Annotated in this window: 23 protein-coding genes; 12 read left to right on the top strand and 11 right to left on the bottom strand. The window is 71.7% G+C overall.

Annotated features, from left to right (window positions below; translation table 11 throughout):
• Window positions 1–4 precede the first annotated feature (4 nt).
• The 3 genes from FCH28_RS02230 to aspA all read left to right on the top strand — a co-directional run bounded on the left by FCH28_RS02230 (window position 5) and on the right by aspA (window position 3,911).
• The gene (locus tag FCH28_RS02230) at window positions 5–1,378 is read left to right on the top strand and encodes an amino acid permease (RefSeq protein WP_425471869.1); all 1,374 of its coding nucleotides are present in this window, start codon (window positions 5–7) and stop codon (window positions 1,376–1,378) included.
• Window positions 1,379–1,415: 37 nt separating this feature from the next.
• Entirely contained in the window at window positions 1,416–2,429 is a 1,014-nt protein-coding gene (locus tag FCH28_RS02225; RefSeq protein WP_136737938.1) for an asparaginase, read from the top strand.
• A 63-nt stretch (window positions 2,430–2,492) separates the two neighbouring features.
• Window positions 2,493–3,911, top strand: a complete 1,419-nt coding sequence (aspA, locus tag FCH28_RS02220; RefSeq protein ID WP_136737937.1) for an aspartate ammonia-lyase — start codon at window positions 2,493–2,495, stop codon at window positions 3,909–3,911.
• Window positions 3,912–3,965: 54 nt separating this feature from the next.
• Here aspA and FCH28_RS02215 read toward each other — a convergent pair whose 3' ends face one another.
• The 4 genes from FCH28_RS02215 to crcB (FCH28_RS02200) form a co-directional block, all read right to left on the bottom strand.
• Window positions 3,966–4,574 carry a hypothetical protein gene (locus FCH28_RS02215; RefSeq protein ID WP_136737936.1) on the bottom strand — a complete coding sequence of 203 codons (609 nt, stop codon included), beginning with the start codon at window positions 4,572–4,574 and terminating at the stop codon, window positions 3,966–3,968.
• Between the two features lie 217 nt (window positions 4,575–4,791).
• Complete coding sequence (crcB, locus tag FCH28_RS02210; protein ID WP_136737935.1) at window positions 4,792–5,166, bottom strand: fluoride efflux transporter CrcB; 375 nt, start codon at window positions 5,164–5,166, stop codon at window positions 4,792–4,794.
• Window positions 5,163–5,519 (bottom strand): DUF190 domain-containing protein, encoded by a 357-nt coding sequence (locus FCH28_RS02205; protein WP_136737934.1) that lies wholly within the window; start codon window positions 5,517–5,519, stop codon window positions 5,163–5,165. Before FCH28_RS02205 ends, crcB (FCH28_RS02210) begins: the two co-directional genes overlap by 4 nt.
• Window positions 5,516–6,019, bottom strand: coding sequence for a fluoride efflux transporter CrcB (gene crcB / locus FCH28_RS02200; RefSeq protein ID WP_425471859.1), 504 nt, complete (start codon window positions 6,017–6,019; stop codon window positions 5,516–5,518). The genes FCH28_RS02205 and crcB (FCH28_RS02200) overlap by 4 nt, the downstream gene beginning before the upstream one ends.
• A 197-nt stretch (window positions 6,020–6,216) precedes the next feature.
• Between crcB (FCH28_RS02200) and FCH28_RS02195 the strand changes: the two genes are divergently transcribed.
• Together FCH28_RS02195 and FCH28_RS02190 are read left to right on the top strand one after the other, a co-directional pair.
• Window positions 6,217–6,627 (top strand): DUF2795 domain-containing protein, encoded by a 411-nt coding sequence (locus tag FCH28_RS02195; RefSeq protein WP_246102277.1) that lies wholly within the window; start codon window positions 6,217–6,219, stop codon window positions 6,625–6,627.
• 229 nt (window positions 6,628–6,856) lie between these two features.
• On the top strand, window positions 6,857–7,318 hold the full coding sequence (locus FCH28_RS02190; protein WP_136737932.1) for a DUF5709 domain-containing protein: 462 nt from the start codon (window positions 6,857–6,859) through the stop codon (window positions 7,316–7,318).
• On the opposite strand, the gene FCH28_RS02185 is transcribed toward FCH28_RS02190, so the two are convergent.
• Complete coding sequence (locus tag FCH28_RS02185; protein ID WP_187363754.1) at window positions 7,296–8,069, bottom strand: VOC family protein; 774 nt, start codon at window positions 8,067–8,069, stop codon at window positions 7,296–7,298. The two genes, FCH28_RS02190 and FCH28_RS02185, sit on opposite strands and share 23 nt — an antisense overlap.
• A gap of 338 nt (window positions 8,070–8,407) precedes the next feature.
• On the opposite strand from FCH28_RS02185, the gene kdpB reads away from it, so the two are divergent.
• On the top strand, window positions 8,408–10,591 hold the full coding sequence (gene kdpB / locus FCH28_RS02180; RefSeq protein WP_136737930.1) for a potassium-transporting ATPase subunit KdpB: 2,184 nt from the start codon (window positions 8,408–8,410) through the stop codon (window positions 10,589–10,591).
• Between the two features lie 17 nt (window positions 10,592–10,608).
• On the opposite strand, the gene FCH28_RS02175 is transcribed toward kdpB, so the two are convergent.
• Window positions 10,609–12,573: an APC family permease gene (locus tag FCH28_RS02175; RefSeq protein WP_136737929.1), complete on the bottom strand. Its 1,965-nt coding sequence runs from the start codon at window positions 12,571–12,573 to the stop codon at window positions 10,609–10,611.
• Window positions 12,574–13,024: 451 nt separating this feature from the next.
• Between FCH28_RS02175 and FCH28_RS02170 the strand changes: the two genes are divergently transcribed.
• The 3 genes from FCH28_RS02170 to FCH28_RS02160 all read left to right on the top strand — a co-directional run bounded on the left by FCH28_RS02170 (window position 13,025) and on the right by FCH28_RS02160 (window position 15,074).
• Complete coding sequence (locus tag FCH28_RS02170; RefSeq protein ID WP_246102275.1) at window positions 13,025–13,903, top strand: universal stress protein; 879 nt, start codon at window positions 13,025–13,027, stop codon at window positions 13,901–13,903.
• Window positions 13,904–13,930: 27 nt separating this feature from the next.
• Window positions 13,931–14,677: a helix-turn-helix domain-containing protein gene (locus FCH28_RS02165; RefSeq protein ID WP_246102273.1), complete on the top strand. Its 747-nt coding sequence runs from the start codon at window positions 13,931–13,933 to the stop codon at window positions 14,675–14,677.
• Between the two features lie 97 nt (window positions 14,678–14,774).
• Complete coding sequence (locus FCH28_RS02160; RefSeq protein ID WP_136737928.1) at window positions 14,775–15,074, top strand: DUF1876 domain-containing protein; 300 nt, start codon at window positions 14,775–14,777, stop codon at window positions 15,072–15,074.
• 68 nt (window positions 15,075–15,142) lie between these two features.
• Here FCH28_RS02160 and FCH28_RS02155 read toward each other — a convergent pair whose 3' ends face one another.
• Window positions 15,143–15,610 (bottom strand): CBS domain-containing protein, encoded by a 468-nt coding sequence (locus tag FCH28_RS02155; RefSeq protein WP_136737927.1) that lies wholly within the window; start codon window positions 15,608–15,610, stop codon window positions 15,143–15,145.
• A 229-nt stretch (window positions 15,611–15,839) separates the two neighbouring features.
• Between FCH28_RS02155 and ppk2 the strand changes: the two genes are divergently transcribed.
• A complete protein-coding gene (gene ppk2 / locus FCH28_RS02150) occupies window positions 15,840–16,676 on the top strand; it encodes a polyphosphate kinase 2 (protein ID WP_136737926.1) in 837 nt (278 codons plus the stop codon).
• A gap of 6 nt (window positions 16,677–16,682) precedes the next feature.
• Here the strand turns inward: ppk2 and FCH28_RS02145 are convergent, their stop codons facing one another.
• Entirely contained in the window at window positions 16,683–17,558 is an 876-nt protein-coding gene (locus tag FCH28_RS02145; RefSeq protein ID WP_136737925.1) for a universal stress protein, read from the bottom strand.
• Window positions 17,559–17,586: 28 nt separating this feature from the next.
• Window positions 17,587–18,048, bottom strand: a complete 462-nt coding sequence (locus tag FCH28_RS02140) for a cyclic nucleotide-binding domain-containing protein (protein WP_136737924.1) — start codon at window positions 18,046–18,048, stop codon at window positions 17,587–17,589.
• A gap of 214 nt (window positions 18,049–18,262) precedes the next feature.
• Here FCH28_RS02140 and FCH28_RS02135 point away from each other — a divergent pair, with 214 nt between their 5' ends.
• Window positions 18,263–19,981 carry a sensor histidine kinase gene (locus tag FCH28_RS02135; RefSeq protein WP_136737923.1) on the top strand — a complete coding sequence of 573 codons (1,719 nt, stop codon included), beginning with the start codon at window positions 18,263–18,265 and terminating at the stop codon, window positions 19,979–19,981.
• Window positions 19,982–20,031: 50 nt separating this feature from the next.
• Here FCH28_RS02135 and FCH28_RS02130 read toward each other — a convergent pair whose 3' ends face one another.
• Window positions 20,032–20,742, bottom strand: coding sequence for a response regulator (locus FCH28_RS02130; protein ID WP_136737922.1), 711 nt, complete (start codon window positions 20,740–20,742; stop codon window positions 20,032–20,034).
• 198 nt (window positions 20,743–20,940) lie between these two features.
• On the opposite strand from FCH28_RS02130, the gene FCH28_RS02125 reads away from it, so the two are divergent.
• Window positions 20,941–21,519, top strand: coding sequence for an Rv1733c family protein (locus tag FCH28_RS02125; RefSeq protein WP_246102270.1), 579 nt, complete (start codon window positions 20,941–20,943; stop codon window positions 21,517–21,519).
• Window positions 21,520–21,776: 257 nt separating this feature from the next.
• Here the strand turns inward: FCH28_RS02125 and FCH28_RS02120 are convergent, their stop codons facing one another.
• Window positions 21,777–22,235, bottom strand: a complete 459-nt coding sequence (locus FCH28_RS02120) for a Crp/Fnr family transcriptional regulator (protein ID WP_136737921.1) — start codon at window positions 22,233–22,235, stop codon at window positions 21,777–21,779.
• Between the last annotated feature and the right edge of the window lie 182 nt (window positions 22,236–22,417).

The following is a 22,417-nucleotide window of genomic DNA, read 5'->3' as shown; positions in this document are numbered from 1 at the left end:
CAACATGATCGCGATCGGCGGGGCCATCGGCACCGGGCTGTTCCTCGGCGCGGGCGGCCGGCTCGCCGGCGCCGGTCCGTCGCTGGCGGTGGCGTACGCGGTCTGCGGCATCTTCGCCTTTCTCGTGGTCCGCGCGCTGGGCGAGCTGGTGCTGCACCGGCCGTCCTCCGGGGCGTTCGTGTCGTACGCGCGGGAGTTCCTCGGCGAGAAGGGGGCGTTCGTCGCGGGCTGGATGTACTTCCTGAACTGGGCGACCACCGGAATCGCGGACATCACGGCGGTGGCGACGTACACGCACTACTGGGGCATGTTCTCCGACATCCCGCAGTGGGTGATCGCGCTGATCGCGCTGGCGGTCGTGCTGACCGTGAACCTCATATCGGTGAAGATCTTCGGTGAGCTGGAGTTCTGGTTCGCGATCGTCAAGGTCGGTGCGCTGGTCGTCTTCATGCTGATCGGCATCTTCCTGCTGGTCACCCAGCACCCGGTGGCCGGCCACTCCCCCGGCCCGTCGCTGATCACCGACAACGGCGGTGTCTTCCCGACCGGCACGCTGGCGATGCTGCTGGTCATCCAGGGCGTGGTCTTCGCCTACGCCTCGGTCGAGCTGGTCGGTGTCACCGCGGGCGAGACCGCGGAGCCGGAGAAGATCATGCCCAAGGCGATCAACTCCATCATGTGGCGGGTGGCCGTCTTCTACGTCGGTTCGGTGGTCCTGCTGGCGATGCTGCTGCCCTGGAACGAGTACTCGGCCGACCAGTCGCCGTTCGTGACCGTGCTGTCGAACGTCGGGGTGCCCGCGGCCGGCGGTGTGATGAACCTGGTGGTCCTGACCGCCGCGATGTCCAGCCTCAACTCCGGCCTCTACTCGACCGGCCGGATCCTGCGCTCCATGGCGATGTCCGGATCCGCGCCGCGGTTCACCGGCGTGATGAGCCGCAGCCAGGTCCCGTACGGCGGCATCCTGCTCACCTCGGGCGTCTGTGTGCTGGGCGTGGGGCTCAACTACGTCGTGCCGAGCGAGGCGTTCGAGATCGTGCTGAACTTCGCGGCGATCGGCATTCTCAGCACCTGGGCCATGATCATGGTCTGTCATCTGCTGTTCTGGCGGAAGACGCAGGCCGGTCTGGCGGTCCGCCCGAGCTACCGGCTCCCCGGCTCCCCGTGGACCGAGATCGTGACGCTGGTCTTCCTCGCCTCGGTGCTGGTGCTGATGTGGGCCGACGGCGGGGCCGGCCGGACGACCGTGCTGTGCCTGCCGGCGATCGTGGCCGCGCTGGTCGGCGGCTGGTTCGTGGTCCGGCGCCGGGTGGGGGTCCTGCGGGACGCGGCGGCGTACGACCGGGCCGACGGCACCGACAGCACCACCACCAAGTAGACCCGAGCAACACCCAGCAGAAAACCGGAAGTTGAAGATGAGTCACACCACTCTGCCGATCCGCGTCCCGGGCGAGCCGCCCGTCATCCGCGAACCGGCCCATGTGCCGGTCGCCCATGTCGTGCGCGGAGGCGTCGTCGAGGGCGTCCACCACGGCTCGGTCGTCGTACTGGCCGCGGACGGCAGCGTGGCGTTCCAGGCCGGCGACATCGAGGCCGCGTGCTATCCGCGCTCGGCGCTCAAGCCGGTCCAGGCGGTGGGCCTGCTGCGCGCGGGCCTGCCGCCGCTGGACGACGCGGCGCTGGCGCTCGTCGCGGCCAGCCACTCCGGCGAGGCGCCGCACCTGGCGACGGCCCGGCGGATCCTGGACACCGCCGGGCTGGCCGAGCGCGATCTGCGCAATGTCCCCGATCTGCCGTACGGCGTCGCGGAACGGGAGGAGTGGCTGCGGCACGGCCTCGGCCCGAGCCGGCTCGCCCAGAACTGTTCGGGCAAGCACGCCGCCATGTTGATGACGGCTCGGGCCCGGGGCTGGAGCCTGGACGACTATCTCGACCCCGACCACCCGTTGCAGCGGGAGATAGCCGCCGCCGTGGCGGACCTCACCGGCCAGGGCATCGCCCGGGTGACCGTCGACGGCTGCGGCGCGCCGCTGTTCTCGGTGTCGTTGCACGGCCTGACCCGAGCCGCCGCCCGGATCGCCACGGCCGCCCCCGACACCGAGGAGGGCCGGGTCGGGCAGGCGATGCGCAAGCACCCGGAGATGGTTTCCGGAAGCGGGCGCGATGTCGCCCGGCTGGTGCGGGCGCTGCCCGGCCTGGTGGCCAAGGACGGCTTCGAGGGCGTGCAGATCGCGGCGCTGCCGGACGGGCGGGCGGTCGGCGTGAAGATCGCCGACGGCGCCGACCGGGCCCGGATGCCGGTGACCGCGGCCGCCCTCGCCCGGTGCGGAGTCGATCCGCAGCTCCTCGCCGAGTTCGCCACCACCCCGGTCATCGGGGGCGGCCGGCCGGTCGGCACCCTGCGGGCGGCCGGCGCACTCGCCACGTAACACCGCCTCCCCGGATCCACGAACCACCACCCACGCACCACCTCACAAAGGAACACCCGCGTCATGACTGCCGGCCACCGCCGCGAACACGACCTGCTCGGCGACCGCGACATCCCCGCCGACGCGTACTGGGGCGTCCACACCCTGCGCGCGACGGAGAACTTCCCCATCACCGGAACCCCGATATCGGCGTACCCGCATCTGATCAACGCCCTGGCGGCGGTCAAGGAAGCCGCCACCCGCGCCAACGAGGACCTCGGGCTGCTCGCCCCCGAGAAGGCCGCCGCCATCGCCGCCGCCTGCCGGGAGATCCGCGAGGACGGCCGGCTGCACGACCAGTTCGTGGTCGATGTCATCCAGGGCGGCGCCGGGACCTCGACGAACATGAACGCCAACGAGGTGATCGCCAATCGGGCGCTGGAGATCCTCGGCCACGACAAGGGCGACTACAGCCGGCTGCACCCCAATGAGGACGTCAACCTCAGCCAGTCGACGAACGACGTCTACCCGACCGCCGTCAAGATCGCCACGGTCTATGCGGTGCACGGGCTGCTGAAGTCCATGGCCGTGCTCCAGGAGTCCTTCGCCGCCAAGGCCATCGAATTCCGCGATGTACTGAAGATGGGCCGTACGCAGCTCCAGGACGCCGTGCCGATGACGCTCGGCCAGGAGTTCTCGGCGTATGCGGTGATGCTGGAGGAGGACCGCAGCCGGCTCGCCGAGTCCATGGAACTGATCCACGAGATCAACCTCGGCGCCACCGCCATCGGCACCGGTCTCAACGCCCCCAAGGGCTACGCCGAAGCGGCCCGCCGCCATCTCGCCGCGATCACCGGCCTCCCGCTGGTGACCGCAGCCAACCTCGTCGAGGCCACCCAGGACTGCGGGGCCTTCGTCCACCTCTCCGGCGTGCTCAAGCGGATCGCCGTCAAGCTCTCCAAGAGCTGCAACGACCTGCGGCTGCTGTCCTCCGGTCCGCGCGCCGGGCTCGCCGAGATCAACCTGCCGCCGGTGCAGGCGGGTTCGAGCATCATGCCAGGCAAGGTCAACCCGGTGATCCCCGAGGTCGTCAACCAGGTCGCCTTCGAGGTGATCGGCAACGACGTCACCATCACCATGGCCGCCGAGGCGGGCCAGCTCCAGCTGAACGCCTTCGAGCCGGTCATCCTGCACTCCCTCTCGGAGAGCATCACCCACCTCGGGGCGGCCTGCCGCACCCTCGCCGAACGGTGCGTCTCCGGCATCACCGCCAACACCGAGACGCTCCGCGCGACGGTGGAGAACTCCATCGGCCTGGTCACCGCCCTGAACCCGCACATCGGCTACACCGCCGCGACCGCCATCGCCCAGGAAGCCCTGGCCACCGGGCGTGGCGTCGCCGAACTCGTCCTGGAACAGGGCCTGTTGCCGGCCGACCGGCTCGCCGCCCTGCTGCGGCCGGAGGAAATCGCGGGCACGGGCGGCGAGATGACCAAGGCCTGAGCCCACCAGGGCCTGTCCGGCCATGGCCCGTCGGACAGGCCCTGGGCCTTCGGCTCAGTGCTTGACGGCGGCCTCGCGTGACGGCATCCAGTGGTGCACCTTGTAGTCCCCCTTCTCCAGCGTCTCGATGGGGGCGGAGCCCAGGCACTTGCCGACGCTGTCCGTCGGCAGGCCGTCCATGGCCCAGCTGTAGCCCAGCCGGTCCTTCTTGCCGTCGTCGAGCACGGTGAAGCCGAACCGCTTGCCCTTGAGGTCGCCGACTTCCGGCATCCCGGGTGTGTTCTTGAAGCGCGACTCGGTCACGATGCCGGTGGCGACGGCGACCGGGCCGCCCGTCAGCAGGCAGTCGATACGGCCCTTCATGTAGCCGCCCCAGTTCTTGCCGACGTAGTGGCTGACGTAGAAGGTGCCGCGCGCCTTGTCGGCGAAGCCATGGGCGTCGAACGTGAAGTGGACGTTGTCGCCCGGCTGGCGCTCGAGCTTGGCGGAGCCCTTGAGCAGCGGTCCGTCGGCGGTGTGCGGGGTGGTGTGCGGGGCGGCCTGGGTGCCGGCTCCGGCCGCGGTGGCCGCGCCCGTCGTACCGAGGGTCAGCGCGGCCGCCGCGCCGACGGTGAGGGCCGTGGCGGCGGCGACGAGGGGACGGCGCAGGCGAACCCGGGACATGGCTTCCTCCAGTGGAAGTGGCGTCGTGGCCGGGGATCCCCGGCCGCTCACCACGGTGCCGTCCGCGACCACACCGGCACATCGCCCCTCAGGCCGGTCGCGCTCCGCCGCGCGGCGGAAGTCGGGTGGTACGTGAGGCCGATACGGACGGCGAGGCCGAGGGGGTGGGCGGGGGCCCGCCCGATGCGGCGTCCGCCTATCCCCACACCGTTTCCGCCTATCCCCACACCGCTTCCGCCAGCGCCGCGCCCGCGAAGGCGGCGCCGAGCCCGGCCACCAGGCTCGCGGCGACATTCGCCGCGGCGAGGAAGCGCGCACCGTCCTCGGCCAGCCGGAGAGTCTCGTACGAGAAGGTGGAGTAGGTCGTCAGGGCCCCGCAGAGGCCGGTGCCCAGGAGCAGTTGGACGTGCGAGGAGGCCGCCCCGTAGGTCAGCGCGCCGGTTGTCAGGCCGAGGACCAGGCACCCCACGACATTGACGGTGAAGGTGCCCCAGGGGAAGACCGTGTCGTGCCGGGCCTGGACGGCGCGGTCGGTGAGATAGCGCAGCGGCGCGCCGACCGCCGCCCCGGCGATGACCAACAGCCAGTTCACCGCGTCCCCTTGTCGCGCCCGTACCGGATGGTCTCGCAGGCGTCGAGGACCACCAGGCCGTCCCGCCGGCCGTCCCCCAGCAGTTCGTCCAGCAGCGGGAGGAAGCCGCGGATCCGCTCCTCGCTGTCGACGAGGACGACGGCGACCGGGAGGTCCTCGCTCAGCGAGAGCAGCCGGCTGGTGTGAATCACGGATGAGGCGCCGAATCCCTCGATGCCGCGGAAGACCGAGGCCCCGGACAGCCCGGCCTGGTGCGCACGGTGCACGATCTCGGAGAACAGGGGCTTGTGGTGCCAGGTGTCGTTCTCGCCGACGTAGATCGTCGCGCGCAGGGCCGGTCCGGTGGTCTTCACTTCTGCCTCCACTCGACGAGGTGCCGATGCGGCTCGGTGTGCCGGCGCCGCTCGACGGCACGGCGGGTGAGCGACGCCGCGATCCACACGGACGCCAGCGCCGCGACCAGGGTGAGGGCCAGATACGCCAGCCCGGTCCCGGCCCGGCCCGCCGCCATCAGCTGCTGGATGTCGGCCGCGTAGGTGGAGAAGGTGGTGAAGCCGCCGAGGACGCCGGTGCCGAAGAAGGGGCGTACCAGGCGGTGGGCCGCCCACACATCGGTGATCACCACCATGAAAACGCCGATCACGGCGCACCCGGTGGCGTTGACGATCAGGGTGGTCCAGGGGAACGCCCCGGCGGCCGTCGGCCACAGCAGCGACGCGCCGTAGCGGGCGGACGCGCCCAGCGCACCGCCGAGCGCCACGACTCCCAGCACCGGCCACTGCCCCCGCAGCAATTTCTTCCTTTCCGCAGGAAACCGCGGTGATCCACGATATCCGGTTCCCGCCCGGGACACCCTGCCGGGCCTTTTCGCGGTCACGTACCGTGTGCGCCCGTGCGGTGTCCGGTACCAGCCGTTGATTCTCTGCTGGCCGGCTGTTATTGCGGAACGATAGAGGGATACAGGGGCACTCGGTCTCGGCCGACGACCTGACCGGCCCAACGAGTGTCCGGCCTAGTAGGGGCGTACAACCCTGGAGGGCGGAAATGGTCATGGAACACGGTATGGAGAAGGTCGGCCCCGCCCGGGACGACGTGCTGAAAAAGCTGATGCGGGGAGAACTCGCGGGAGACCGGTCCGTGCGGGCGGAGGAAGAGCGGGATCTCCAACCGGCGGGCGGAGAACCGCTGGTGACACCCTGGAATCCGGACACGGTGTTCACGGGTGCCGCGCCGCGCGGAATGACCGCGCAGGATGTCGGTGTGCGTTCCGAGCTCGCCCAGCACCTCGGCCGGAGCGTCTACCCGGCGGGCAGGAGCACCATCATCGCCACCCTCCGGCGCAACAACGCACCGGACGAATTGATCGCCCTGGCCGAGCGGCTCCCGAAGAACGAGCGCTACGGCAATGTGCAGAGCATCGCCGAGTCCCTCGGGCTCGGAACCGAAGAGCGCCGCGGCTGACGACTCCGGGCTCCTGGCGGACCGGCGCGGCCGCCACCCGTGCGGCCGACGCCGTCCCGCCGCGGCACGACCGGCCGCGGCCGTGTTCCGCCGGGCGCGCCGCTCTCCGGATTACCGCGCGGTGGGCAAGTGGACGAGAATGTTGACCAGGTGAAGGACGCGAAGTCTTCAGCGTTCCGCACGGACTCGGCAGACCGTCTGAGCCCACATCCGCAGAAGGAGAGCGGCCATGTCCGACGACGCGATGGGCGATGAGGTATATCAGCCGTCCAGATCCGATCCGCAGGACTACCCCGACGACCTGGATATGGAAAATGCCCTCGACGAGCCGGGGCTCGATCAGATTCTGGACGAAGGCTACTCACCACCCGAGAGACCCTTCGTGGTGAATCATCCGGGGACCACCGCACAGGAGCAGCACGACGGCGAAACCCTCGATCAGCGGCTGGCCAAGGAATTGCCGGACATCGCGGTGCCCGACGGCGACGGCATCGGCGACCAGCCCGGCGGTGACGGCGAGCCCGTGGACGAGGAGGTCGGCGACCGGCGGGCCGGCCGGATCGTGGGCTCGGACCAGGGATTCCCGCTGGGCAACAGCAATGACATCGTCGCGCGCGATGTGGGAATCGACGGCGGTGCGGCATCCGCGGAAGAGGCCGCGGTGCACATCACACCGGAGCCGGGTGACTGACGGCCCTGCCCGTCACCAGTCCGGGCCCCTGCGGGGTGGAGACCGTGAACAGTCCCCCGTCCGGGTCACGGATGACCGCCTGGCATCCCATGCTGTCCGCCGTCGGCGTCACCGGCATGACCACACCGCCCGCCGCCACAGCCGTCGCGGTGACCCTCTCGATGTCCGTGACCGGGAAGTGGACGTGCCAGCGGGGCCGGATATGCGGGTCCGGTGCGGTCTCGACTCCGCCGCCGCGCAGCGCCGCCACGGTCTGTTCGCCGTCGCGGACGATCACCTCGTCGTGCTCGTAGGTGACATCGCAGGTGCCCGGCAAGCCGGAAGCCCAGCCCAGCACCTCCGCGTAGAAGATGGCGGCGTCGAAGGCGTCCCGCGTACGCAGTTCCAGGCAGGCCGGCGCGGCACCCTGCCCGACGGCCCAGGACAGGGTCTGGCCCTGCCACAGCCCGAAGACCGCGCCATCGCGGTCGGCGGCTATGGCGGCGCGCCCGTCGCCCACCTCCAGCGGTCCGACGGCGACCGTGGCGCCCCGCTCCAGGATCCGGGCGGCGGTCTCGTCCGCGCTGGTCACCGCGAAGTACGGCATCCAGGCCACCGCCACCCGCCAGCTCGGTGAGAGCGCCCCGATCCCGGCGACCGGCTGCCGGTCGGCCAGCGCGATGGAGAACTCCACCCCCAGCGTGCCGGGCCGGAAGCGCCAGCCGAGGACCTCGCTGTAGAAGGCCTGTGCGGCCGGCAGATCGTGCGTCATCAAGGTCACCCAGCATGGCGCGCCTTGTACCGCAGTGGTGCCGGTGCCGCGTACCGCAGTGACCGAACCGGTGGCCGACATGGCAATGCGCCTCCTGAGCTCGCACCCCTCTTCACTTTGCCAGCGACCGCGGATCCGCGCATGCGGCCGCCTGGGGCGGGCGCCGGTGATCGGGGCGGGTGCGGCGCCCCGTAAGGGACCCGCAAGAGAGGCGCAAGGGGCGCGCAAATACCTCTCCCGGGACGGCGCTCCCCGCTCTGCCAGGTCATAGATTCCGTTGCGCCGTCCCATCCCGCCGCCCCCACCGGCCGGCGGCCGCCCTCCCAGAAGGTCTCCCCATGCTTCCCGCCCCGCCCCACGCTTCCCCGGCGCCGACGCCCTCGACGGATCCGGCGGCGCCCACGCCTTACGGGGGCGCCCCGGCGCCCGGCGGCCGGGGACGGCGAAGGAGCAGGCCCGGCGGGCTCTTCGACCCGAAGTCGCTGCTGACGTCGTTCCCCGAGGCGCTGCGCAAACTGCATCCGCGGGCGCTGGCCACCAAGCCGGTGCTGTTCGTCGTCGCCTGCGGGGCGGTCCTCACCACGCTCTCGGCCGTCCTCACCCCGTCCGTCTTCGCCTGGGTGATCAGTGGCTGGCTCTGGCTGACGGTGGTCTTCGCCAACCTCGCGGAGGCGGTCGCCGAGGGCCGCGGCAGGGCGCAGGCCGAGACGCTGCGCAGGACGCGTACGGACACCGTCGCCCGGCGGCTGCGCAACAACTGGCGGGTCGGCATCGACCTCCGCGGCGCCGAGACCGAGACGCTGCCCGCCGCTGATCTACAGCCCTTCGACTTCGTGGTGGTCGAGGCGGGCGAGGTGATCCCGGCGGACGGCGATGTGGTCGACGGGGTGGCGGCGGTCGACGAGTCGGCGGTCACCGGCGAATCCGCGCCGGTCATCCGCGAGTCTGGCGGCGACCGGTCCGGCGTCACCGGCGGCACCCGGGTGCTGTCCGACCGCCTGGTCGTACGGGTCACCTCGCGCCCCGGGCAGTCCTTCCTGGACCGGATGATCGCGCTGGTCGAGGGCGCGACCCGGCAGCGGACCCCGAACGAGATCGCGCTGCACATCCTGCTCGCCGCGCTCACCATCGTCTTCATCCTGGTCGTCGTCACGGTGCAGCCGATGGCGTCGTACGCCGGCGCGGTCCAGTCGACGACGGTGCTGGTGGCGCTGCTCGTCACGCTGATACCGACGACGATCGGCGCGCTGCTCTCCGCCATCGGCATCGCCGGCATGGACCGCCTCGTGCAGCGCAACGTCCTGGCCATGTCGGGCCGTGCGGTCGAGGCGGCCGGCGACATCAACACCCTGATGCTCGACAAGACCGGCACCATCACCCTCGGCAACCGGGAGGCGGTGGCGTTCGTGCCGCTGCCCGGCCTCGACGAACTGCAACTCGCGGACGCCGCCCAGCTGTCGTCGCTGGCGGACGAGACGCCGGAGGGCCGCTCCGTCGTCGTTCTCGCCAAGAACAAGTACGGGCTGCGGCAGCCCGCCGAGGGGGAGCTGGAGCACGCCGACTATGTCGAGTTCAGCGCGCTGACCCGGATGAGCGGTGTCGATCTGCGCTGGGCCGACAGATCGGGGGTCGCGATCCGCAAGGGCGCGGCCGCCCAGGTCATCGACTGGGTGGCGCTGCACGGGGGTGAAGTGCCGGCCGAGGCACGGCTGTTCACCGATGCGATCGCGGCGTCCGGCGGCACCCCGCTGCTGGTGGCGGTGCACGACCGGTACGGGCCGCGGGTGCTCGGCGTCATCCATCTCAAGGACGTCGTCAAGGACGGCATCCACGAACGCTTCGCCGAACTGCGGCGGATGGGCATCCGTACGGTGATGATCACCGGTGACAATCCGCTGACGGCCAGGGCCATCGCGCAGGAGGCGGGGGTGGACGACTACCTCGCCGAGGCCACCCCCGAGGACAAACTCGCCCTGATCACGCAGGAGCAGGAGGGCGGCAAGCTGGTCGCGATGACGGGCGACGGGACCAACGACGCACCGGCGCTCGCCCAGGCGGATGTCGGCGTGGCCATGAACACCGGTACCTCGGCCGCCAAGGAGGCCGGGAACATGGTGGACCTGGACTCCGACCCGACCAAGCTCATCGAGGTCGTCGAGATCGGCAAGCAGCTGCTGATCACCCGGGGCGCGCTGACCACCTTCTCGATCACCAACGACGTCGCGAAGTACTTCGCGATCATCCCCGCGATGTTCGCCGGCGTCTATCCGGGCCTCTCCGCACTCAACATCATGGGCCTGCACAGCCCGACCTCGGCGATCACCTCGGCGATCATCTTCAACGCGCTGATCATCATCGCGCTGATCCCACTGGCGCTCCGCGGAGTGCGCTACACCCCGTCGTCCGCCCATGACCTGCTGCGCCGCAACCTCACCCGCTACGGACTGGGCGGTCTGATCGCCCCGTTCGTCGGCATCAAGCTCATCGATGTGCTGATCTCGGGGATCCCGGGGCTGGGGTGAGGTGCGGCCGGCCGGCGTCAGCCGACGTGGACGCGCGGGCGGCGGCCCAGATCGGGTTCGGCGCGGCGGAGGACTTCCCGGGTGACCGGAGCGACCTCGCCGTCACCGAAGACCAGGAAGCGCAGCAGATGGCTCAGCGGGTGGCCCTCGGTCCAGTTGAAGTAGACGTGCGGGATCTCGCCGGTGCGGTCGCGCAGTTCCATCAGCACCGCGCCGATGGTGTTGGCCACCACCGCGCCCTCCACCCGCAGAATGCTCGCGCCGTACCGCTCCTCGCCGTGGACGTGCAGCTCCGTGGTGAAGTCGGAGGAGTCCTTGACGGTCACCTCCAGGAACAACACCGGGCGGCCGTCGGGGATATGGGTCTCCTCGCGCTGGCTGTACTCCTTCTCCCGGTACTCCGCCTCGTCCCGTTCATGCGGTTCGTTGGCGATGACGCGCAGCGGTCCGGCCGCCGTCGCGGTGTCCACCAGCCGCTGTGCGGTGTCGTCGAAGACGACGTCCACGGCGCGCAGTTCGAAGGCGCGGTGCACGCGGGAGGCGAACGAGGTGAGCAGGATGCCGAGGATGAACAGCAGGGCGATCTTCAGGCCGTCCGGGCGCTCGATGACGTTGACGACCAGGGTGTAGGCGAAGACCAGGGTGATCGCGCCGAAGCCGATGGCGGCGCCCCGGTGGCGGCGGTGGCGGGCGGCGACGGTGGACGCGAAGGACGCCGACAGCATCAGGACCAGCACACCCGTCGCGTAGGCGCCGCTCTGGTCGTCCACGCTGGCGTTGAAGATGACGGTGATGGCGAAGGCGATGGCCATGAAGAGGAGCACCAGCGGGCGCACCGCACGAGTCCATTCCGGGGCCATGCCGTAGCGCGGCAGATAGCGCGGTACGAGGTTGAGGAGTCCGGCCATCGCCGAGGCGCCGGCGAACCAGAGGATGGCGATGGTCGAGATGTCGTAGACGGTGCCGAAGGCCTCGCCGAGGTGCTCGTGGGCGAGGTAGGCCAGGGCGCGTCCGTTGGCCGAGCCGCCGGTCTCGAACTCCTTCTGCGGGATCAGCAGGGACGTCGCCAGGCTGGACAGCAGCAGGAAGCCGCTCATGATGAGCGCGGCGGTGGTGAGCAGCCGGCGGGTGTCGCGGATCCGGCCGGTCGGCTTGGCGAAGGTGTCGGTGGCATCGCCGCGCTGCTGCGGCATGACGGCGACGCCGGTCTCGAAGCCGGACATGCCCAGCGCCAGCTTGGGGAAGACCAGCAGCGCCACGGCGACGACCGCCAGTGGCGAGGAGTGCTGGGCGGTCATCGCCTGCCACCAGTCGCCGACCACCACCGGGTGGGCCAGCACCTGCCAGGCGGAGCTGGCCAGGACGACGACGTTGAGCACGAGATAGACACCGACGAGGACCACCGCTATGCCGATCGCCTCACGGAAGCCCTTGAGGAACACGGCGCCCAGGGCGGCGAGCAGCACCAGCGTGATCCACAGGTTGGCGCCGTGCAGCAGCTCCGGGGCGAACGGGTTCTCCACCACGTGCGCCGAGGCGTCCGCCGCCGACAGCGTCATGGTGATGACGAAGTCGGTGGCCGCGAACCCCAGCAGCACCAGGACCAGCAGTTTCCCGGCCCACCAGGGCAGCAGACGCTCCAGCATGGCGATCGAACCCTCGCCGTGCGGGCTCTCCTTGGCGACGCGGCGGTAGACGGGCAGGGCGCCCAGGAGGGTCAGCGCGATCAGGACGAGCGTGGCGAACGGCGAGAGCAGTCCGGCGGCGAGCGCGGCGATGCCCGGCTGGTAGCCGAGCGTCGAGAAGTAGTCGACGCCGGTCAGGCACATCACGCGCCACCAGGAGTTGCCCTTGTGCTCGGCCGGCGGGGTGCCGTGCGGCCCCGGGTGGCGTGCGCCGTGCTCACTCAGCCCGCCCAGCAGCCACCGCCGCCACGAGCGGGTCGGGGGCGCGGGAGTGGGGTCCGCCGTGGTGCCGGTCATGCGGATGGTTCCTGCCAATCGTCGGTCATGAGTTCGGGCAACGAGGAGCGAGTATGCATCACTTCCGGCCGCCGGTAGGGCGGGAGGGTGCCTGTGGCTCCGCCCGGCGTCGGACGATCGGCAGCACCCGGCGGAGGCGCTCGGACCGCTCGGTCGCGCTCGGCCCCGGCCGGCGTCAAGAAAGCGTTAAGAAGTGACCTGTGGCCGTAGGGGCGGCGTTAAGAGCTCGGCGCGAGGGGCTGCCACGGCGTAGCGGACCAGGGGTGGCGGCGGGTTCCGCGGGAGGTGTTCGTCACTCTTCGTTCGTCATGGCTCGGGCCGTGCGGTGCCGGTGGCAGGCGGCCCGCCTGCCACCGGGGGAGAATGTGAAACGACTGCCCGTGGCCGCCGAGGCCGGCACGCCCGAGGTTCCCCGTTGCGCGACGGCCGCCGGGAGAAACGGAGCGACGCCATGAGCGAGGCCCTGAAGGACGTCATCACGGTCGGTCTGGACGGCTCCCCCGAGTCGATGTCCGCCGTCCTGTGGGCGGCGCGCGAGGCCGAGTTGCGGCAGGCCCGGCTGCGGCTGCTGCACGCGTGGGTGATGCTCGCCCCCGAGGACGCGCACCGTCCCGACGACCAGGACCAGAACTACTGGCCGCACCGGATCATGAACCAGGCCCGTGAGACCGTCCGGGCCCGCCACCCCGCGCTGCCGGTGGACGAGGCGCTGGTGCCCAAGGACCCGCTGGACGCGCTGACCGACGCCGGCTGGGAGTCGGACCTGCTGGTCCTCGGTTCCCGGGAGGTGGGTGCCATGGCGCGTTACGTCCTCGGCGAGATCGGCCTCCAGATGATGACCCGCTCCGGCGTCCCCACGGTGCTGGTACGGGCCCAGCAGGCTCCCCCGCCGTCGGACAAGGAGCGGGACGTGGTGGTCGGGATGGGGCTGAAGGATCCCTGCGAGGCGCTGCTGGTGTTCGCGTTCGAGACCGCCGCCCGGCGGGGCGTCACCCTGCGTGCCGTCCACGGAAGGCACCTTCCGGCGCATGCGTACAACCGGGGCGGCGGTGTCGAGCCGTATATGGCGGAGCTGGCGGCGAAGGACGCGCGGCAGGAACTCACCGAGGCGCTGCGCCCGTGGCGGGAGCGGTTCCCGAAGGTGGCCGTGGACGAGCGGGTCGAGATGGAGAGCCCGGCGCACGCGCTGCTCACCGGTGCGGCGGGCGGCGGGCTGCTCGCCGTCGGGCGGCGGCACCGGCTCCATGTGCTGGCGCCCCGCATCGGCCATGTCGTCCAGGCGGCCGTCCATCACGCGCCGTGTCCGGTGGTGGTCGTGCCGCACGAGTGAAGGGCGTGACCGGGCCAGGACCGTCCCGTGACGACGCCGGACCCGGCCGGCGGGCGGCGCTCGCAGCGAAGGGATGTGTCGACGATGACCAGCCACGACACCGGCCCGGGGCCCGTGCAGGACCCGGACTACAGCGACCTGGGGCGCCGGGTGGCGACCCGGCGCCGGCAGCTGGGGCTGTCCCGTGCCGAGGTGGCGGCGCGGGCCGCGGCCGCCACCGGCTATCTCCAGTACGTGGAGGAGCACTCGGCCACGCCCAGCATCGGGTTTCTGCTGCGGCTCGCCGACGCGCTGGACACCACCGTGGCCGAGCTGATCGGCGGGACGGCGGAGCTGCCGCCGGGCTTCGGCCAGGCGGGGCACCATCCCGAGCTGCTGGAGCTGAGCACCGCGGAGTGCCGGGAGCGGCTCTCCTCGCACGGTGTGGGGCGGGTGGCGGTGACCGTGGAGGGCGCGCCGGCCGTCTTTCCCGTGAACTACACCGTCGTCGGTGATCTGGTGGGTTACCGCACCGCGCCCGGCTCGGGGCCGGCCGCGGCCGCCGGGCACGAGGCCGCGCTGGAGGTCGACCACATCGACTCGGCGTTCAGCCAGGGGTGGAGTGTGCTGGTCATCGGGCCCGCCCATGTGGTCACCGATCTCGACGAGTCCCGCACGCTGGAGGAGCACGCGTACACGGCGCCGTGGGTGGGCGGCGGGCGGCAGCAGTGGATCGTCATCCGCCCGACCCGGATCACCGGGCGCCGGATCCGGGTCCAGGCATCCCCCGTCTGAGGCCCGCCGCCCCACCGGTGACCGGGACCTTTGGCCCCTGCCCGGCGGCGTCGGCGACGTCCGACAGTGGTAACTACGACGAGCGCGGAGGCGGATCATGGCAAGGACACTGGAGTGGACCGTCCATGTGTACCTCTTCGAGGAGGACGGGACGACCAAGGCACGGGCGGTTCTGGAGACCGGCACCTCGACGATGACGGGTCTCGGCACGGCCAGGTGCAATCCCGAGGACGTGGACATCCCCGCGATCGGGGACGAGTTGGCGGCGGCCCGCGCGATGCATCACATCGCCGCGCAGCTGATGCGGGCGGCCGACCACGACATGCAGGAGGTCGGCTCGCTGCCGCCCGGCACCCAGCACCGGGAGGCGTACGGCTGGACGAACGCGATGGCGTGAGTCGGGGCCGGGTGAGGGGGCCGGGTGCGGGGGCGATCCGGCCCGCCGTCAGCCCGGCCGTCGGTGCGTCAGCGGCCGGCCGCCCGGTCCTTCCCCGGCGACCGGACCGGCGGGCCCGGCTGGTCCCCCAGCACGCACCAGGACAGCGGCACCAGCAGCTCCCCGAGCCGCCGGGAGACGTCCAGCAGCAGATCGTCCAGCGTGACCGCGCCGGCGATCCGCGCTCCGTCCAGGACGGGCAGCCGGCGGACGCCGGACCGGCACATGGTGCGGTAGGCCTCGTCCACATCGTCGTCGGCCCGGACGGTGACGACCGGCTCCGACATGACCTCGGTGACCGGCGCGTCCGCGTCCAGACCCGCGCCGATGCCCCGTATGGCCAGATCCCGGTCGGTGACCATCCCGCGGGCGGTCCCCCCGGCCGTGACCACGACACAGCCGACGGTGTGCTGCGCCATCCGCTGCGCGGTCTCCCGCAGGGTGGTGCCGGTGGCGACGGTCACGACCGGTGTGCGCATCACTTCGCGGATCTTCATGGCCCACCTCCCCGCGCCGCCTGACTGGCTGTCTGCCTGTCTGCCGTCCCAGCTTCGCGCCGGCGCGGGGGCGGCGGCCGTGGGTCGGGTGTCCCCTTTCCCGGGCCGGTCGGCCTACGCGGCGGCGCGTCCGGGCCGGCGGCCCGAGGTCGGCGGCCTCGATATCGACGGCCCCCCGTTCGGCCCTGACGCCCGGCCCCGGCCCTGGATGTCCTCGTACCGTCGTGGCATGGCGGAAAAGCGCGGCACCCACGGGAACGGCACCCCCCGTCCCGAAAAGCTGCGGCGAGTGCCCTACGAGCGGGAGCTGCTCAGGCTGCAGACGGAGCTGGTCAAGCTCCAGGAGTGGGTGCGGGTCGAGGGCGCCCGGCTCGTCGTGATCTTCGAGGGGCGGGACGCGGCCGGCAAGGGGGGCACGGTCAAGCGGGTCTCCGAGCACCTCAATCCGCGGGTCGCACGGATCGTCGCCCTGCCGCGGCCCACCGAGCGCGAGCGCACCCAGTGGTACTTCCAGCGCTACGCGGAGCATCTGCCGGCGTCGGGCGAGATCGTGCTGTTCGACCGCAGTTGGTACAACCGGGCGGGCGTCGAGCACGTCATGGGGTTCTGCACGCACGAGGAGCACCGGCGCTTTCTCCGCCAGTGCCCGGTCTTCGAGCGGATGCTGGTGGAGGACGGGATCCTGCTGCGCAAGTACTGGTTCTCGGTCAGTGACGAGGTGCAGGAACAGCGGTTCCGGCGGCGGCTGACGGATCCCACCCGGCGCTGGAAGCTCTCCCCCATGGACCTGGAGTCGATCACCCGCTGGGAGGCGTACTCGCGGGCCAAGGACGAGATGTTCGTGCACACGGACATCCCGGAGTCACCGTGGTTCGTCGTCGAGAGCGACGACAAGCGCCGGGCCCGGCTGAACATGATCGCCCATCTGCTGTCGACCGTTCCGTACTACGAGGTGCCGGCGCCGGAGCTGGAGCTGCCGCCGCGACCGCCGTCCACCGGCTATCAACGGCCCTCCAGGGACCTTCAGTCGTACGTTCCCGACCACGCCGCGGGACTCCAGCAGTAGGCGGGCTCAGCCCGGCTGGGGCACCACCACGACGGGGCACTCGGCGTGGTGCAGCGCGACGTGTCCGACCCGGCCGAGCTGAAGGCCGAAATGGCCGTGGCGGCGCTGGGCGCCGACGACGAGCAGGTCCGCCGCGGCGCTGCGGCGCACCAGCACCTTGTGCGGCGGGCCCTCGACGGTGGCACGGCGGATATGGACCATCGGGTGGTCGCCGGCCACCGCGCCGAGGGCCTTGTCGAGCAGCGCCGAGGCCCGCTCCTCGTGGTACAGCTCGGGGGCGCCGGCGAGCAGCGGATGGTCGGTGGTCTCGTGTGCGGGGCAGCGCCAGGCGCGCACCGCGTCGAGGGCGCAGCCGCGCGCCTCGGCCTCGCGCAGGGCGTACTGCACCGGCTGCGTCCCCTTCTCCGGATCGCCGACGCCGAGCAGGACCCGGTCGTGCGAGCCCGACAGGGCGGCCTTGTCGCCGCGTACGACGGCCACCGGGCACTCGGCGCGGGCCGCCACGGAGAGGCTGACCGAGCCGAGCAGCAGGTCGGCGAATTCGCCGCGGCCCTTCGATCCCAGGATCAGGGCGGAGGCGTAACGGCCCTCGCGCAGCAGCGCGGTGACCGTGTCCTCGGCGAGGACCTGCACCGACACATGGACGTCCGGGTTGCGTTGGTGGACGTACTCGGCGGCGGATCCGACGATGTTGTCGGCGAGCAGCTGCTCGGTGGGCCGGGTCATGCTCTGTGCCGGCACCATGCCCTCGTACCGTTCCCACCTGGAGGCGTACACCAGGCGCAGCGGAAGTCCGTGGAGGGCTGCCTCGTCCAGCGCCCATGCCAGCGCCCGGTAGGCGGAATCCGATCCGTCCACTCCGACGACCAAGGGCAGTTCCATCGTCTCCACCGCCTTCCGAGGACGGGCGTCACGCCACCGGCAGATGCTGCCCGCTGGGCGGGCCGTACAGGTCGAGCAGCCGCATCCGGGTGGCCTGGAGCCGACGGGCGACCACGTCGAGCACCCGGTGGGTCACCGCCAGCCCGAGGGCCGGGTCCGCCTCGCACAGGGCGCGTACCGCGATCGCGTCGAACTCGTGGGCCCGCACGGGGCTGGTGGCCTCGGCTCCCAGCCGCCAGGTGTACGGCGGGACCAGCCACGACCACCCCAGCAGATCGCCGTGCCCCAGCATCTCGACGGTCGCCGGGCGTTCCCCGCGCACCTGGACGTCGAGATTGACCGAGCCGGTACGGATGATCCAGAAGCGGTCGGCCAGGCCGCCCTCCTCGAAGATCCGGGTGCCCTCGGGGAAGGACACATCGCGGGCGAGCTCCATGAGGCGGTCCCGCCCGCGCGGTGGCAGCACATTGAGCAGTGCGGTGGTCGTCATGGCAGTCCTCCGAGGTGTCCGCCGCCGATGAACTCCAGCGTGCGCGTGCGGCGTACCGCGGGGCAGGGGCTGTTCGGCACGGCTCGGGGCCCGAAAGTCCCGTCCGGACGGTCCGCCCGGACCCGGGCCCTGGCCGTCACAGGGTGCCCGTGAGGCCACGGCGGCTACGGTGGAGAGGTGGCCCGCGCCACGGGGCGCGGGCCGGCGCGGAGGCATGGTGGTGGACGACGACCGAACCGACCGACGAGGTGACGCCCGGCGGCGGCTGGATGCCCTGCCGGACGACCTTCAGCAGCGTCTCGAGGCCGTACAGCTGGGCTCCGGCGATACCGCCCATCTGCTGCTGGAAGCCGTGCTGTCGGTGGGCCGCGGCCTGGATCTGCCACGGGTGCTGCGCCGCATCGTCGAGGCGGCGGTGGTGGTCGTGGACGCCGAGTACGGGGCGTTGGGCGTGGTCGGCGAGGGCACCCGGCTCACCCAGTTCCTGCCGGTCGGGGTCACCCAGGAGCAGCAGGACGCGATCGGCCCGCTGCCGGCCGGGCACGGCATCCTCGGCGAACTGATCCGGCACCCCCGGCCGCTGCGGCTGGCGGAACTGGCCGAGCACCCCTCGTCGTACGGCTTCCCGCCCAATCATCCGCCGATGCACTCCTTCCTCGGGGTGCCGATCCGGGTGCGCGACGAGGTGTTCGGCAACCTCTATCTCACCGAGAAGCGCGGCGGCGGCGAGTTCGACGCCCAGGACGAGACCGTGCTGTCGACGCTGGCGGTCGCGGCCGGGGTGGCCATCGAGAACGCCCGGCTGTACGAGGAGGCCCGCTACCGGCAGCGCTGGCTGGTGGCCAACGGAGAGATCGTCGCGAGCCTGCTGCCGGGGGCGGACGAGATGCGGGTCCTGGAGATGATCGTCGAGCATGCGCGGCGCATCCTCTCCGCCGATCTCGGCGTCCTGGCGCTGCCCACCGAGGACGGGAGCGCGGTACGGGTGGCGCTGGCCTCCGGTGTCGACGCCGAGGCGCACCGCGGTCTGGTGCTGCCGCGTGTGGGATCGTTCGTCGGCGCGGCCTTCGACGCGAAGAAACCGCTGATCAGCGTGGACGTCGAGAACGATCCGCGGATCACGGCGGGGCCGCCGCGCTGGGCGGGCCTGGGGCCCGCGGTCGCCGTCCCGATGATCACCGGTGAGCGGGTGCGCGGGGTGCTGCTGCTGGCCCGCGTCCAGGAGCGCGAGCCGTTCACCGAGCCGGAGACCGCGCCGCTGCTGACGTTCGCCGGCCAGGCGGCGCTCGCCATGGAGCTGGCCGAACAGCGCCGGGCCGCCGAGCAGCTCGCGCTCCTGGAGGACCATGACCGGATCGCCCGCGATCTGCACGATCTGGCCATCCAGCGGCTCTTCGCCACCGGAATGACGCTGCAGAGCGCGGTGCGCTTCGTGGACCATCCGGAGGCCAGCGAGCGGCTGCTGCGCGCGGTGGACGATCTGGACGAGACGATCAAGATCATTCGGTCCACCATTTTCGGGCTCCGGGCCCATGAGTCGGGCCGGGCGAGCCATGGACTGCGGGTCCGGACCGTGACGGCGGTGGAACAGGCGGCACGTCCGCTGGGCTTCACCCCGTCGCTGCACATGGAAGGGCTCATCGACACCGATGTGCCGGCGGAGATCGCGGAGCATGTGGTGGCGGTGCTCGGCGAGGCGCTGAGCAATGTCGCCCGGCATGCGCAGGCCACCACGGTGGACATCTCCCTGATCGTGCGCGGCGGCCGACTGCGGCTGAGCGTCACGGACAACGGCGTGGGCATGCCGTCGCACGGCCGCCGCAGCGGTTTGTCGAACCTCGCCAAACGGGCCGAGAGCGTGGGCGGTGAACTGACCGTCGAGACACCGGAAACGGGCGGGACCCGCCTGGTCTGGTCGGTGCCGCTCCCCTAGGGCCTGTCCGGTGGATCAGGGCCTGGCGAACGTCCGTCACCCGACGGGCCTCATGTCCGATGCGGCGCCCCGGCGTCGCCGGCGGGCGACGGATGGGCCTGCGTGGCGAGCACGGCCGCCTGGATACGGCGTTCCACGCCCAGCTTGGCCAGCAGCCGGGAGATGTGATTCTTGACCGTCTTCTCCGACAGATAGAGCCGGGCACCGATCTGACGGTTCGTCAAACCCTCGCCGATCAGACCCAGGATCTCCCGCTCCCGCGGCGACAGCCCGGATAGCGCGTCCGCCTCCGGCTCCGCCTCGGACTCCTCGCCGCGCAGACTGTTCATCAGCCGCGCCGTGGTCGCCGGATCGAGCATCGACCGGCCGGAAGCCACCGTACGCACCGCGGCGACCAGGTCCGAACCCTTTATCTCCTTGAGGACGTAGCCGGCCGCACCGGACATGATCGCGTCCAGCAGCGCATCGTCGTCGTCGAACGAGGTGAGCATCAGACAGGCCAGACCGGGCATCCGCGACCGCAGTTCACGGCAGACGCTGATGCCGTCCCCGTCCGGCAGCCGCACGTCCAGGACGGCGACATGCGGGCGCAGCGCCGGGCCCCGGGCCAACGCGTGATCGGCCGTACCGGCGTCACCCACCACCTCGATGTCGGGTTCCGCGTCGAGCAGGTCCTGCACCCCGCGCCGGACCACTTCATGGTCGTCGAGCAGGAACACCCGGATCGGATGCTGCGGTGAGAACTCCCCGGCCTCGGTCATGGCACCTCCAGGCTGTCGTCGGCTTCCGCCGGGCGTCTTCCATCGTGGCCCCGGCCCCAGGGGCGCACCAGGGCCGAACGGGCCCATGGCCCTGCCCCGCAGCGGGCGCCCACCGGCTTCCGGGCAGGGCCGTTCGGCCCCTCTCGCCGGGCCGTTCGGCGTGCGACCGTCGGGGGCAGGGGTGAAAGAGGGTGCGCGATGGCTCTCAAGAGGATGCTCCGGCGCTGGCGTCGCGGCCCGCTGCGGCGCGGTACGGACGTGGCGGAAGCGTGGCTGGTGCTGGTCACCGGAGTGCTGATGGCCGTGGTGGCGCCGGTCGCCGGGATATCGGCAGCGGACGCGGTGAGCGCCGCGCACGAGCGGCAGTTCCAGGACCGGCACAGCGTGTCGGCCGTACTGACGGAGGATCCGCCGGCCCGCGTCAGCGTCGACTCCACGGGCGGCTCGGCGGCCCGGGTGCACGCGACGGTGCGGTGGACGGCGGCCGACGGCACGGCCCGCACCGGCGAGACGGCGGTGGCACCGCACCTCAAGGCCGGTGACCGGACCACGGCATGGCTCAACGGGCACGGCGTGCTGTTGCGCGATCCCGTGAGCCCCTCCGAGGCCAGGGTCGAGAGCATCGCCATCGGCACGGTGGCCGCGAGCGGCACCTGCCTGCTGCTGCTCATCGGAGAGCGGGCCGGCACCGCCCTGCTCAACCGCCGGCGCGCGGCGCAGTGGGAACGCGAGTGGGCGGAGATAGATCCTTGGCGGCGGGGGCACCGGTTGGGGTGAGCGGGCTTGGTTCCCGCCGTTGTCGGCGGGGACGCTGCGCTTGGGCCGGGCCGGCTTGGTTGCTGGCCGTTTTCGCCTGTCGCGGCGTGGGGGTTTGTCGCCGTTGCGCCTGCGGCGGGCGGGGTCGCTGCGCGGCGCTGTCGGGTGCGGTGACGGGCCGCACGACTCCGTCCCGCGGCCCGTCACCTCCCGTTGGGGTGGGGAGGGGAAAGGTGAGTGGGGGTGACGGTGTGTTCCCGCGCGCGGGCGTCCGGGGCTCATCGCTCCAGGCCGCTGCCCTGGGGGCCGTAGAGATCCAGCAGGCGGATCCTCGTACGGTGCAGCCGGTCGATCACCGTCTCCGCGACGTACCGGTACATCTCGCGGCCCAGTACGGGGTCGGACATGCACAGGGAGCGGACCACCGCGGCATCGAACTCCAGGGCCTCCACCCGGCTTTCGGTCTCCGCGCCCAGATGCCACAGATACGGCGGGAAGAGCCACGACCATCCCAGCAGATCGCCCCGGCCGACCGTCTCGACGACCGCCGCACGACGCCCAGGAACATGCTGGTCGAGTGCGACCCGCCCGCTGCGGATCACCCAGAACCGGTCCGCAGGCCTGCCCTCCTCGAAGACCCGGGCGCCACGCGGCATCGACACCTCACGGCCGATCCCGTCCAGCCGCGCCCGCCCCTCGGGCGGCAGCGTCTCCAGCAGACCCCTGGTCATGGTCATCCGTTCCTCCGCCCGTTCACGTACTCACACAAATGACCCTAAGCACCCCTCTTTCCCCCCACCACTCCCCGCAGCCAACAGCGAAACCGCCACCCCCGCTCTTCTCACCCACCCCAACGGGAGGGGCCGGGCCTCGGGACGGAGTCGTGGGGCCCGGAACCGCACCCGACAGCCCAGCGCAG

This window comes from Streptomyces piniterrae, from assembly GCF_005048155.1.
Taxonomy (GTDB): Bacteria; Actinomycetota; Actinomycetes; order Streptomycetales; family Streptomycetaceae; genus Streptomyces; species Streptomyces piniterrae.
The sequence above is the reverse complement of the archived record's forward strand: the minus strand, read 5'-3'. Positions and strand labels throughout refer to the sequence as shown.

What these genes read in the sequence shown, in the direction of transcription:
- FCH28_RS02230 (WP_425471869.1), top strand. Translation starts at nt 5, where the DNA reads ATGATCGCGATCGGCGGGGCCATCGGCACCGGGCTGTTCCTCGGCGCG.
- FCH28_RS02225 (WP_136737938.1), top strand. Translation starts at nt 1,416, where the DNA reads ATGAGTCACACCACTCTGCCGATCCGCGTCCCGGGCGAGCCGCCCGTC.
- aspA (WP_136737937.1), top strand. Translation starts at nt 2,493, where the DNA reads ATGACTGCCGGCCACCGCCGCGAACACGACCTGCTCGGCGACCGCGAC.
- FCH28_RS02215 (WP_136737936.1), bottom strand. Translation starts at nt 4,574, where the DNA reads ATGTCCCGGGTTCGCCTGCGCCGTCCCCTCGTCGCCGCCGCCACGGCC.
- FCH28_RS02195 (WP_246102277.1), top strand. Translation starts at nt 6,217, where the DNA reads ATGGAACACGGTATGGAGAAGGTCGGCCCCGCCCGGGACGACGTGCTG.
- FCH28_RS02190 (WP_136737932.1), top strand. Translation starts at nt 6,857, where the DNA reads ATGTCCGACGACGCGATGGGCGATGAGGTATATCAGCCGTCCAGATCC.
- FCH28_RS02185 (WP_187363754.1), bottom strand. Translation starts at nt 8,069, where the DNA reads ATGACGCACGATCTGCCGGCCGCACAGGCCTTCTACAGCGAGGTCCTC.
- kdpB (WP_136737930.1), top strand. Translation starts at nt 8,408, where the DNA reads ATGCTTCCCGCCCCGCCCCACGCTTCCCCGGCGCCGACGCCCTCGACG.
- FCH28_RS02175 (WP_136737929.1), bottom strand. Translation starts at nt 12,573, where the DNA reads ATGACCGGCACCACGGCGGACCCCACTCCCGCGCCCCCGACCCGCTCG.
- FCH28_RS02170 (WP_246102275.1), top strand. Translation starts at nt 13,025, where the DNA reads ATGAGCGAGGCCCTGAAGGACGTCATCACGGTCGGTCTGGACGGCTCC.
- FCH28_RS02160 (WP_136737928.1), top strand. Translation starts at nt 14,775, where the DNA reads ATGGCAAGGACACTGGAGTGGACCGTCCATGTGTACCTCTTCGAGGAG.
- FCH28_RS02155 (WP_136737927.1), bottom strand. Translation starts at nt 15,610, where the DNA reads ATGAAGATCCGCGAAGTGATGCGCACACCGGTCGTGACCGTCGCCACC.
- ppk2 (WP_136737926.1), top strand. Translation starts at nt 15,840, where the DNA reads ATGGCGGAAAAGCGCGGCACCCACGGGAACGGCACCCCCCGTCCCGAA.
- FCH28_RS02145 (WP_136737925.1), bottom strand. Translation starts at nt 17,558, where the DNA reads ATGGAACTGCCCTTGGTCGTCGGAGTGGACGGATCGGATTCCGCCTAC.
- FCH28_RS02140 (WP_136737924.1), bottom strand. Translation starts at nt 18,048, where the DNA reads ATGACGACCACCGCACTGCTCAATGTGCTGCCACCGCGCGGGCGGGAC.
- FCH28_RS02135 (WP_136737923.1), top strand. Translation starts at nt 18,263, where the DNA reads ATGGTGGTGGACGACGACCGAACCGACCGACGAGGTGACGCCCGGCGG.
- FCH28_RS02130 (WP_136737922.1), bottom strand. Translation starts at nt 20,742, where the DNA reads ATGACCGAGGCCGGGGAGTTCTCACCGCAGCATCCGATCCGGGTGTTC.
- FCH28_RS02125 (WP_246102270.1), top strand. Translation starts at nt 20,941, where the DNA reads ATGGCTCTCAAGAGGATGCTCCGGCGCTGGCGTCGCGGCCCGCTGCGG.
- FCH28_RS02120 (WP_136737921.1), bottom strand. Translation starts at nt 22,235, where the DNA reads ATGACCATGACCAGGGGTCTGCTGGAGACGCTGCCGCCCGAGGGGCGG.